The organism is Achromobacter sp. LC458, assembly GCF_001005835.2.
In the GTDB taxonomy this organism is placed as follows: Bacteria; Pseudomonadota; Gammaproteobacteria; order Burkholderiales; family Burkholderiaceae_B; genus Achromobacter; species Achromobacter spanius_B.
In genome coordinates, this window is sequence record NZ_LBHW02000005.1 from 229009 (window position 1) to 240447 (window position 11439).

An 11439-nucleotide genomic window follows, 5' to 3' on the forward strand; every position below is an offset into this window, starting at 1 on the left:
ATCCTTGAGGGGTTACCGAAGCGGCTCAGGCGCGTTGCCCGGTTGGCCGGGGTACTGATTCAGCGGGCTGACCGGGGCGGCGGCATCGCGCTTTTTCAGGTCTTCCTCTTCTTGGATGCGGGCTTCGTCCTGGTCCAGGCGCTTGTCCGCCTTTTCGTCGGCGGTGCTGCTGGGCGTGTTCAGCTGATAGGGCTGCAAATCAGGCTGCTTGTCGCCTTCCCAGCGGGTCAGGCGGTCGTTTTCGAACCAGACGGTGAACTTGCGTTCACGGGCTTCGCCATAGCCGGGCTTGTAATAGTAGGGGTAGTCCCAACGGTTGGCGTGCAGCACGCTGGTCAGGGTAGGGCTGCCCAGCGCAAAGCGGACTTGCTCGCGGCTCATGCCCGGCTGGAGCAGCGCGACTTGCTCCTGGGTGATCCAGTTGCCTTGCTGGACACCGGCCTTGTAGGGGAAGCCCCACTTGTCCCCCGAGCAGCCGGCAAGGGCAATGGCCAGGGCGGCGACGGCCAATCCGGTCTTCAGCGAGCGGGAGGGAATTCGTGCAATCATGGACACTACGCGCCCCTATTATTTGGAAGCAGACAAAACCGTTATCATAAAGGTTTCATAAGGATAGTTCCGCGAGGCGGCATGAAATCAGGTGAGCCGACTCGCGGTGCACCCTTGATCCTGCCCATGCCTACGCGGACGGAGAGCGATTACACCATGAGCGACCAAAGCGAACTGAAGAACATGGGTTTGAAGGCGACGTTTCCGCGCCTGAAAATTCTTGATATTTTCCGCAAATCCGACCAACGCCACCTTAGCGCCGAAGACGTCTACCGCGCGCTGATCGGCGAAAACGTCGAAATCGGCCTGGCAACCGTCTACCGTGTGCTGACCCAGTTCGAGCAGGCCGGCATCCTGGCCCGCAGCCAGTTCGACAGCGGCAAGGCTGTGTTCGAACTGAACGACGGCGATCACCACGATCACCTGATCTGCACGAATTGCGGCACCGTGGTCGAGTTTTCAGACCCGGAGATCGAAAAGCGCCAGCAGAAGATCGCCAAGGACAACGGTTTCGCGCTGGAAAGCCACGCGATGGTGTTGTACGGCGTGTGCAGCAGCTGCGTGAAAGGGCGCTAAACCGCTAGCGTCCGCCCCACGGTCCGTGGCCGCGCTCGTTGCGGGCCAGTGAGATCAAAAGCCCCTTCTTGATGAAGGGGCTTTTTTTTGTCTGTGAGGGGGGCGGGGCTTTTGCCCGGCTTTGCCTGGTTTTTGCCTGGCTTTCTCGCGGCTTCGTGCCGTAATTTGTACGGCGTTCGCGCGAATTTGCCTTGGAGCCCGGGCTGGACTTGCCCCCGGCTTGCGCCCAACCGGCTCAGGCCGCGGGCTGGCCGAAACCTTCCAGCATTTCGCGGGCGTGCTCGCGCGTGGTGGCGGTCAGCTTGATGCCGCCCAGCATCCGGGCGATTTCCTCAACACGCGCCGCCGCGTCCAGTTCTTCGATGCTGGAGCGCGTGGTGCCGCGAGATTCCGTCTTGCTGACCAGGAATTGGTTGTTCGCGCAGGCGGCTACCTGGGGCAAGTGGGTCACGCACAGCACTTGATGGCGTTCGCCCAGCTCGCGCAGCAGCTTGCCCACGGCTTCGGCCACCGCGCCGCCTACGCCGCTGTCGACTTCGTCGAAGATCAACGTCGGCACGCGCGCCGCGCGGCTGGCAATGACGGACAGCGCCAGCGAAATCCGCGACAACTCACCGCCCGAAGCCACTTTGGCCAGGGGGCGCGGGGTGGTGCCGGCGTGGCCGGCCACCAGGAATTCAACCTGCTCGTTGCCGTGCGCGGACGGCGCGGCGGCGGTCAAGGTGGGTTCGAACTTGCCGCCCTGCATGGCCAGCGTTTGCATGGCCTGGGTGACTTGCTTGCCCAGGTCCTTGGCAATCTTGCGGCGGGCGGTCGTCAGCTTGGCCGCCGCCGTGTCGTATTGCGACTGCGCCGCAACTGACTGAGCCCGCAGCGCATCGATATCGCCCGCCGCTTGCAAGGCGGCCAGCTCGGCATGCAGGGAATCGCGCAATTCGCACAGGGCGTCGGGCTCGACGCGGAATTTGCGCGCGGTCTCGAACACCAGGCCCAGGCGTGCTTCGACGTCGGCCAAGCGCTTGGGGTCCAGATCGACGCGGCTGACGTAGTTGTTCAGGTCGGACACGGCTTCGCTGATCGCGATGCGGGCGGACTCCAGTTCGTCGTACACGCCTTGCAGGCCGGGGTCATGCCGCAGCATTTGCTGAATGCGGTGATTGGCGGCCGTGACGCGGTGGTGCGCGGAATCGCCTTCGCCGTCCAGCGCTTCCAGGATTTGCGAGGCGCCGTCCAGCAGCGACTGCGAATGCGACAAGCGCGTGTGCTCGGACTGCAAGGATTCCCATTCGTCGGGGCCCAGTGCCAGCTGATCCAGTTCGTCCACCTGCCATTGCAGCCGGTCGCGTTCGTTGGCCAGGCTGGCGGCGTCTTTTTCGGCGGCTTCGAGCTGCCGCGCCAGCGCGCGCCATTGCTTCCACGCCTGGCTCACGGCCTGGCGCAGATCGCCATGGCCGCCGTGCGCGTCCAGCAGATCGCGCTGTGCGTCGGGGCGCATCAGGCTTTGATGGGCGTGTTGGCCGTGGATGTCGACCAGGCTGTCGCCCAATTCGCGCAGCTGCCCCACGGTGGCGGGCGTGCCGTTGATGTAGGCGCGGCTGCGGCCCTGCGCGTCGATGACCCGGCGCAGCGACAGTTCGTCATCGACGTCGATCTCGCGTTCGTTCAGCCAGCCGTGCAATGACTTCGGCGTATCGAACACGGCAGTGATGTCGGCGCGCGGTGCGCCTTCGCGCAGCATGCTGGCGTCGCCGCGTTCGCCCAGCGCAAGCGCCAGCGCGTCCACCAGGATGGATTTGCCCGCCCCGGTCTCGCCGGAGAACACGGTGAAGCCGGGGCCGAAATGGATTTCGGTCTGTTCGACGATGACGAAGTCGCGGATATGCAGGGTGCGCAGCATGTCGGGGCGCTTACTACTCTACGTTGTCGGTGGCCTGGGGCATCAGGTTCCAATGCAGCTTGCGGCGCAAGGTGGAAAAGAAGCTGTAGCCCTCGGGGTGCACGAAGCGGATGGTGTACGGCGCGCGCTGCACGACGATGCGGTCGCCCGGTTGCAGGTCGGACCAGGTCTGCATGTCGAAATGCACACTGGCGCCCACTTCCACGCGGCCCATCGCGGTCAGCGTCATGTTCAGCACACCGGTGTCCGGGATGACGATGGGGCGATTCGACAGCGTTTGCGGCGCCACGGGCACCAGCACCATGGCGTTCATGCCGGGGTGCAGGATGGGGCCGTTGGCGGACAGCGCATACGCGGTCGAGCCGGTAGGGGTGGCGATGATCAGGCCATCGGCGCGCTGTGTGTACATGAAGGCGCCGTCCAGTTCGACACGCACTTCGATCATGCCGCCGCGCCCGGCGCGGTTCAGCACGACGTCGTTGAGCGCCGACGCGGAATACATTTTCTGGTCGCCACGCCACACGCTGCCTTCCAGCAGCATGCGTTCTTCAATCTGGAAGCTGCCTTCAAGCACGCGCGCCAATGCACCGTGCGCGTCTTGCAGCGGGATGTCGGTGATGAAGCCCAGGCGCCCGTGGTTGATGCCCACCAGGGGGACACCAAATGGCGCCAGATGCCGGCCGGCGCCCAGCACCGTGCCGTCGCCGCCCATCACGACGGCCAGCGATGCGTTCTGGCCGATCTCTTCGAGGGTAGCTATTGGGTATTCGGTCAGGCCGGTGTTGCGCGCGGTGTCGGCATCGATCAGCACATGCCGGCCCGCTTGCGTCAGCGCGTGCGCAAGGGCTCTTAGCGGGGTGTCCAGGCCGGTGTCCTGGTATCTGCCGATCAGGGCGACGGTAGGAAAGTGCATGGATGCGGGCGTATCAAAAGGGCGAAGCCGAAGCCAAAACCTGCCCGGAATGGGCCGATTAGCCGATTATATGGGGCCGCATATCTGCTTGCGGGACAAAAATCGCCTTTATCCTAAAAGATTCCTTAAAATGCCCGCTATGGATGACCGCGCACGCGCACTACTGAAAGCGTTGATAGAACGCTACATCGCCGATGGGCAGCCCGTCGGCTCGCGGACGCTATCGAAAGTCTTCGACTTGTCCCCGGCCACCATCCGCAATGTCATGGCGGACCTGGAAGAGCTGGGGCTGATCCATAGCCCGCACACCTCCGCCGGCCGCGTGCCTACGCCGCGGGGCTATCGCATGTTCGTCGATTCCCTGTTGGCCGTGCAGTCTTATCAGCTGCAACCGCACAACATGGGCGAAATGCTGTCGGCGGCCGAACCTACCCGCGCCGTCAACGCCGCCGCCGCGTTGCTGTCCAACCTGACGCAATTCGCGGGCGTGGTGCTGACCCCCAAGCGCGCCCAGGTGTTCCGGCAGATTGAATTCATCCGGCTGTCGGACAAGCGCGTGCTGCTTATCATCGTCACGCCGGATGGCGACGTCCAGAACCGCATTCTCTTTGTCCAGCGCGATTACGCCGAAGCGGAATTGCTGGAAGCCGGCAATTTCTTCAACATGCATTTCGCGGGCAAGTCGTTCAACGCCGTGCGCCAGACGCTATCGACCGAACTGGCCCAGCTGCGCGAAGACATTTCGCGGCTGATGCAGGCGGCGGTCGAGGCCAGCGCCGAGGCCGCGGAAGACGGCGACACCATGGTCATCTCGGGCGAGCGCAAGCTGCTGGACGTTACCGATATCGCGTCCGACATGGATCGGCTGCGCAAGATGTTCTCGCTGTTCGAGAAAAAGACCGACCTGCTGCAACTGCTGGACGTGTCCAGCCGCGCGCAGGGCGTGCAGATCTACATCGGCGGCGATTCCCAATTGGTGCCCATGGAAGAGGTCTCGGTCATTACCGCGCCCTATGGCGTGGACGGCAAGGTCGTGGGCACGTTGGGCGTCATCGGCCCGACCCGCATGGCTTACGAACGCGTGATTCCCATCGTGGACATCACGGCGCGCCTGCTGTCCAACGCGCTCAGCCACAACCAGTAGTCCCATTCAAAGCTACATCCTCCTCGCGGAGGAAGGGGAGTTTTTGTGTTTCTTCGCCTGTTCAAGTACCTGTGGCCTGAACGCTACCTGCCGGAAGCCGAGCAGGACGACCCCTTCAACGAAGACCCGCCGGCCCGCGCGCCCGGCAAAGTCGGGGTGCTGCTGGTCAACCTGGGTACGCCGGATACGCCGGACAAACAGGGCATCCGCAAATACCTGGGCGAATTCCTGTCCGACCCCCGCGTCATTGAAATTCCACGTTATTTATGGAAACCCATCCTGTACGGGCTGGTGCTGACACTGCGGCCCAAGAAGCTGGCGCCGCGCTATGCGGGCGTCTGGCTGAAAGAAGGGTCGCCCCTGATGGTCTATAGCCAGCGCCAGGCGGACGGGGTACGCGCCGCGCTGGAGGCGGCGGGCATCGACGCCGTGGTGGAACTGGGCATGCGCTACGGCAACCCGTCCATCCCCGACGCCATCACCCGTTTGCGCGCGGCCGGTTGCGAACGCATCCTGACCGTGCCGCTGTACCCGCAATACGCGGCCAGCACCACGGCTACGGTCGTGGACGCGGTTACCCGCCATGCCGGGCGCCTGCGGGATCAGCCTGAACTGCGCTTTACCAAGCGCTTTCACGAGGACCCCGCCTGGCTGGACCCGCTGGCCGCCCGCATCGAGTCGTTCTGGCGCGACCACGGCAAGCCGCAGAAGCTGGTCATGAGCTTTCACGGCTTGCCGCGATATTCCATCGAACTGGGCGACCCCTACTACCGCGACTGCATGGAGTCGGCCCGCCTGTTGTCCCAGCGGCTGTCGCTGCCGCGCGAACAGATCGAAGTCACCTTCCAAAGCCGCTTTGGTACTGCCCGCTGGCTTGAACCCTATACCGAACCGACCCTGAAAGCGTTAGCCGCTTCGGGTGTTACCGAGGTGGATGTGGTGTGCCCGGGATTTGTGGCAGACTGTCTGGAAACCCTGGAAGAGATCAGCCTGGAATGCCGGGACGCCTTTATTGAGGCGGGCGGCAAGCAGTTTCGTTACATCCCTGCGCTGAACGACGATCCCGCGTGGATCGCCGGCTTGGCCACTTTGGTGGAACGCAACTTGCAGGGCTGGCCGTTGAAGATCCAGGCCAACACGGACTTGAAGGAGAAGGCGCATGCACCATGATCCCAAGAGCGGCAAGAGCGTAAAAAAGGGGACCGTTGCCACCCCGGTGGACGAGGATCAGGTCGAACACGATCTGGATGAAGCGCTAGCCGAGACCTTTCCCGCCAGCGATCCCATCGCCATCCGTCCTGAACCGGACGACGATGACGACAAGGTGGATCGCGGGCTCGAAGAGAGCTTCCCCGCCAGCGACCCGGTCGCCCCGGCGCAGCCCCACAAGAAGTAAGCAGCCGGCCCCGCCGGGCCAAGCCCGGGCGGGCTTGCTGCCTCGGGCGGGCGCCGTCAGGGAATATTTCCCTTTCCCGGGCTTGAAATAGGGGTATTGGCCCCCATTCATGTCTGCGAAAGCCATTCTTTTTGGAGGATTCCCCATGACGGCACCCCACGAGCCTGTAGATAAGACGCCCGAAGCCGGCCAGAACGCCGACGCGGCACCCGCCGACCAGGGCGCGGCAGAGGCCGAGCTGAACGAGTTGCGCGCCCAGCTGGACGCCGCCCAAGCTACCGTCAATGAGCAGCACGATCAGCTTCTGCGTGTGCACGCTGAAGCTGAAAATGTGCGCCGCCGCGCGCAGGAAGAAGTGTCCAAGGCGCGCAAGTTCGGCATCGAATCGTTTGCCGAAAGCCTGGTGCCGGTCAAGGACAGCCTTGAGGCCGCCCTGGCACAGCCCGACCAGACCGTCCAGACGCTGCGCGAAGGCGTCGAAGTCACCCTGAAGCAGTTGTCGGCCGCGTTCGAGCGCAACATGCTCAAGGACATCGCGCCGGCCCAGGGCGACAAATTCGACCCGCACCTGCATCAGGCGATTTCGTCGATCCCCCACGAGCAACCCGCCAACACGGTGGTGCAGCTGCTGCAAAAGGGCTACGCCATTGCCGACCGCACGCTGCGTCCGGCGCTGGTAGTCGTATCGGCCGGCCAAGGCTGAAACGCCGGCCGCGTGTCATGACCGATCCCCGTTTCGATCCGGCTCAAGTCTTCCAGGTGTTCGGCATGCGTCATGTCGACACCGAGGGCTTTGATGCCACCGTGGTCCAGGCGCCGGGAACGGATCTGCGCTGTGTGTTTTTATGGGGACAGGATTGCTATAACTGCAATCTTTTCAAGCAGGCGGCGCTGCTGCACCAGGAAAGCTTGCTGAAGCTGGGCCTGACCTGGTTCGAGGCCGACGTTTACGCCGACGAACCCCTGGGCCGGCGCTTTTCCCTGCATGGTGTCCCCACTTTCGTGCTGTACCGGGCTGGCAAACGGCTGGGTCGTATCACCGGTTGGCCCGGATTGCCCCAGTTCACGGCGGCAATTTCGCGGTTGCAGGACCCGAATGCGGAAAATTCCGGCAAGGCGTCTTGAAAACCCTGCGACTAACCCCAGTTATGTGGGGACAAGAAGTTTCTCTCTATTTTCATAGATCAATTCAAGGTAACCCACCATGAGCAAGATTATTGGCATTGACCTGGGCACGACCAACAGCTGCGTGGCTGTGATGGACGGCGGGCAGGTCAAAATCATTGAAAACGCGGAAGGCGCCCGTACCACCCCCTCGATCGTGGCCTACATGGACGACGGCGAGACCCTGGTTGGCGCTCCCGCCAAGCGTCAGGCCGTGACCAATCCCCGCAATACCCTGTACGCAGTCAAGCGCCTGATTGGCCGCAAGTTCGAAGAAAAGGCCGTGCAAAAGGACATCGACCTGATGCCCTACACCATCGCACGCGCCGATAACGGCGATGCCTGGGTCGAAGTGCGCGGCAAGAAGATGGCGCCTCCCCAAGTGTCGGCCGACGTGCTGCGCAAGATGAAGAAGACCGCCGAGGACTACCTGGGCGAAGAAGTGACCGAGGCCGTGATCACCGTGCCCGCCTACTTCAACGACAGCCAGCGCCAGGCCACCAAGGACGCCGGCCGCATCGCCGGTCTGGAAGTCAAGCGCATCATCAACGAGCCCACCGCGGCCGCGTTGGCGTTTGGCCTGGACAAGACCGAAAAGGGCGACCGCAAGATCGCCGTGTATGACTTGGGTGGCGGCACGTTCGACGTGTCCATCATCGAAATCGCTGACGTTGACGGCGAAAAGCAGTTTGAAGTGCTGTCGACCAACGGCGACACCTTCCTGGGCGGCGAAGACTTCGACCAGCGCATCATCGACTACATCATCTCCGAGTTCAAGAAAGAACAAGGCGTTGATCTGTCCAAGGACGTGCTGGCGCTGCAACGCCTGAAGGAAGCTGCTGAAAAGGCCAAGATCGAGCTGTCCTCGGCCCAGCAGACCGAAATCAACCTGCCGTACATCACGGCGGATGCCTCGGGTCCCAAGCACTTGAACCTGAAGATCACGCGCGCCAAGCTGGAAGCGCTGGTTGAAGAACTGATCGAACGCACGATCGAGCCCTGCCGCGTTGCCATCAAGGACGCCGGCGTGAAGGTTTCCGACATCGACGACGTGATCCTGGTCGGCGGCATGACCCGCATGCCCAAGGTCCAGGAAAAGGTGAAGGAATTCTTCGGCAAGGATCCGCGCAAGGACGTGAACCCTGACGAAGCCGTCGCCGCTGGCGCCGCCATCCAAGGTTCCGTGCTGTCGGGCGACCGCAAGGACGTGCTGCTGCTGGACGTGACGCCTCTGTCGCTGGGTATCGAAACCCTGGGCGGCGTGATGACGAAGATGATCCAGAAAAACACGACGATCCCGACCCGGTTCTCGCAAACCTTCTCGACCGCGGACGACAACCAGCCGGCCGTGACGATCAAGGTGTTCCAGGGCGAACGCGAAATCGCCGCGGGCAACAAGGCGCTGGGCGAGTTCAACCTTGAAGGGATCCCGCCGTCGCCGCGCGGCATGCCGCAGATCGAAGTCACGTTCGACATCGACGCCAACGGCATCCTGCATGTGTCCGCGAAGGACAAGGGCACCGGCAAGGAAAACAAGATCACCATCAAGGCCAACTCGGGTCTGTCGGAAGACGAGATCCAACGCATGGTCAAGGATGCCGAGGCCAACGCCGAGGAAGATCACCGCGTTGCCGAACTGGCTCAGTCGCGCAACCAGGCCGATGCGCTGGTGCACGCCACCCGCAAGTCGTTGACCGAGTACGGCGACAAGCTCGAAGCTTCCGAAAAGGAAAGCATCGAGGCCGCCATCAAGGACCTGGAAGACACGCTGAAGGAAGGCGACAAGGCCGCGATCGACGCCAAGGTGGAAGCCTTGTCGACCGCGTCGCAGAAGCTGGGCGAAAAGATGTACGCCGACATGCAGGCGCAACAAGCCGCCGGCCAGCAGCAAGCGGCCGATAACGCGAAGCCGGTGGACGACAACGTCGTCGACGCCGACTTCAAGGAAGTCAAGCGCGACCAATAATGGCCGGGCGCTGACCAGCCTCTGCCGCCCGGTAGCCGGAGAAATCCGCCTACCGGGCGTACTCATTCTGTAGCACTGAAAAGACGGCTCTATTCGAGCCCACGGATCATGGCAAAACGCGACTATTACGAAGTTCTGGGCGTAGCAAAAAACGCCTCGGACGACGAACTCAAGAAGGCCTATCGAAAGCTGGCCATGAAATACCATCCGGACCGCAATCCGGACAGCAAAGAAGCCGAAGAGAAGTTCAAGGAAGCCAAGGAAGCCTACGAGGTCCTGGGCGATGAACAAAAGCGTGCCGCCTATGACCGCTACGGCCATGCGGGCGTGGATCCCAATTCCGCCGGCATGGGCGGGGCAGGGATGGGCGGCGGCTTTGCCGACGCTTTCGGCGACATCTTTGGCGAGATCTTTGGCGGCGCGGGCGGCGGCGGCCGTCGCGGCGGCCCGCAAGTGTATCGTGGCGCCGACCTGAAATACGCGCTGGAAATCACGTTGGAACAGGCTGCCGCCGGTTTCGACACCGAGATCCGCGTGCCCAGCTGGGAAAACTGCGACACCTGCCACGGCTCCGGCGCCAAGGTCGGCACGTCGCCCAAGACCTGCCGCACCTGCGGTGGCTCGGGCGCCGTGCGTATGCAGCAGGGCTTTTTCAGCGTGCAGCAAACCTGCCCGACCTGCCACGGCAACGGCAAGGAAATCACCGACCCATGCCCGTCGTGCGATGGCGTGGGCCGCATCCGCCGCAACAAGACCTTGCAGGTGAAGATTCCGGCCGGCATTGATGACGGCATGCGCATCCGCTCCAGCGGCAATGGCGAACCGGGCATCAACGGCGGTCCTCCGGGCGACCTGTATGTGGAAATCCACATCAAGCAGCACAAGATCTTCCAGCGCGATGGCGACGACCTGCACTGCGAGCTGACCATTCCGTTCACCACGGCGGCACTGGGCGGCGAATTGCAGGTGCCCACGCTGGGTGGCAAGGCCGAGATCTCGATTCCCGAGGGCACGCAGTCGGGCAAGACTTTCCGCTTGCGCGGCAAGGGTATCCGCGGCGTGCGCGGCAGCTATCCGGGTGATCTGTACTGCCACGTGGTGGTGGAAACGCCGGTGCGCCTGAGCGAAGACCAGAAGAGCATCCTGCGCCAGTTCGAGACGTCGCTGAACGACGGGGGCGATCGCCACTCGCCGCAAAGCAAGTCCTGGACGGATCGGGTGAAGGAATTCTTCAGCTGACCGGGTTGAAGGACGCTAAAAAGCCGCGATGGAAATCGCGGCTTTTTCTTTTTGAAGGGCGTTTGGCAATGCGCGATCATCCTGGCCCCGGAGGCGTGGAGGATCGCCCAACGTAAAAAGGCCGCGGCTGGCTCGCCGCGGCCTTACTGCTGGTACTGCAACTGCTTGGTACTGCAACTGCTTGGTACTTCAACTGCTTGGTACTTCAACTGCTGGGTACTTCAACTGCTTGGCACTGCAACTGCTTGGCACTGCAACTGCTTGGTACTGCCACTGCTTGGTACTTCAACTGCTAAGTACTGCTACTGCTAAGTACTGCTACTGCTAAGTACTGCTACTGCTAAGTACTGCTACTACTACTGCGGTTGCCGCTGTGCCGGAAAAAACCGGTCCCAGGCCATGATGCCGCCCGAGACCGGCCGGGCTACAGCAAGCAGCTCACCGGGTGATCGGCGGGTATTCGAGCTCGCCGAACGTGTACTGGCCGCTGGCCTTGGCTTGCGCCAGTTCCTGCTGCACCTGGGCGCGGGACTTCGCGCTGGCCGAGGTGGCAATGACGGGCGGGTATTGCAGTTCACCAAAGGTGTATTCGCCG

Annotated in this window: 12 protein-coding genes; 8 read left to right on the forward strand and 4 right to left on the reverse strand. The window is 62.8% G+C overall.

From position 1 onward, the window contains the following. Positions 1–12 precede the first annotated feature (12 nt). Positions 13–549: an outer membrane protein assembly factor BamE gene (locus YH64_RS06840; protein WP_046803420.1), complete on the reverse strand. Its 537-nt coding sequence runs from the start codon at positions 547–549 to the stop codon at positions 13–15. A gap of 156 nt (positions 550–705) precedes the next feature. On the opposite strand from YH64_RS06840, the gene fur reads away from it, so the two are divergent. Then, positions 706–1125, forward strand: coding sequence for a ferric iron uptake transcriptional regulator (fur, locus tag YH64_RS06845; RefSeq protein WP_046803419.1), 420 nt, complete (start codon positions 706–708; stop codon positions 1123–1125). 235 nt (positions 1126–1360) lie between these two features. On the opposite strand, the gene recN is transcribed toward fur, so the two are convergent. Together recN and YH64_RS06855 are read right to left on the reverse strand one after the other, a co-directional pair. Further along, entirely contained in the window at positions 1361–3022 is a 1662-nt protein-coding gene (gene recN, locus YH64_RS06850) for a DNA repair protein RecN (RefSeq protein WP_046803418.1), read from the reverse strand. Between the two features lie 13 nt (positions 3023–3035). Further along, positions 3036–3935, reverse strand: coding sequence for an NAD kinase (locus YH64_RS06855; RefSeq protein WP_046803417.1), 900 nt, complete (start codon positions 3933–3935; stop codon positions 3036–3038). 139 nt (positions 3936–4074) lie between these two features. Between YH64_RS06855 and hrcA the strand changes: the two genes are divergently transcribed. The 7 genes from hrcA to dnaJ all read left to right on the forward strand — a co-directional run bounded on the left by hrcA (position 4075) and on the right by dnaJ (position 10844). Beyond that, on the forward strand, positions 4075–5079 hold the full coding sequence (gene hrcA / locus YH64_RS06860) for a heat-inducible transcriptional repressor HrcA (RefSeq protein ID WP_046803416.1): 1005 nt from the start codon (positions 4075–4077) through the stop codon (positions 5077–5079). A gap of 45 nt (positions 5080–5124) precedes the next feature. Continuing rightward, complete coding sequence (gene hemH, locus YH64_RS06865) at positions 5125–6249, forward strand: ferrochelatase (RefSeq protein WP_046803415.1); 1125 nt, start codon at positions 5125–5127, stop codon at positions 6247–6249. Beyond that, positions 6239–6475 carry a hypothetical protein gene (locus YH64_RS06870; protein ID WP_046803414.1) on the forward strand — a complete coding sequence of 79 codons (237 nt, stop codon included), beginning with the start codon at positions 6239–6241 and terminating at the stop codon, positions 6473–6475. Before hemH ends, YH64_RS06870 begins: the two co-directional genes overlap by 11 nt. Before the next feature lie 145 nt (positions 6476–6620). Then, the gene (grpE, locus tag YH64_RS06875; protein WP_046803413.1) at positions 6621–7178 is read left to right on the forward strand and encodes a nucleotide exchange factor GrpE; all 558 of its coding nucleotides are present in this window, start codon (positions 6621–6623) and stop codon (positions 7176–7178) included. A gap of 17 nt (positions 7179–7195) precedes the next feature. Next, positions 7196–7600: a thioredoxin family protein gene (locus YH64_RS06880; RefSeq protein ID WP_046803412.1), complete on the forward strand. Its 405-nt coding sequence runs from the start codon at positions 7196–7198 to the stop codon at positions 7598–7600. A gap of 79 nt (positions 7601–7679) precedes the next feature. Further along, complete coding sequence (gene dnaK / locus YH64_RS06885) at positions 7680–9605, forward strand: molecular chaperone DnaK (protein WP_046803411.1); 1926 nt, start codon at positions 7680–7682, stop codon at positions 9603–9605. A 108-nt stretch (positions 9606–9713) separates the two neighbouring features. Beyond that, positions 9714–10844: a molecular chaperone DnaJ gene (gene dnaJ / locus YH64_RS06890; protein ID WP_046803410.1), complete on the forward strand. Its 1131-nt coding sequence runs from the start codon at positions 9714–9716 to the stop codon at positions 10842–10844. 438 nt (positions 10845–11282) lie between these two features. On the opposite strand, the gene YH64_RS06895 is transcribed toward dnaJ, so the two are convergent. After that, positions 11283–11439 (reverse strand): DUF4148 domain-containing protein (locus tag YH64_RS06895; RefSeq protein ID WP_143215274.1); only part of this gene is annotated, 157 nt, incomplete at its 5' end.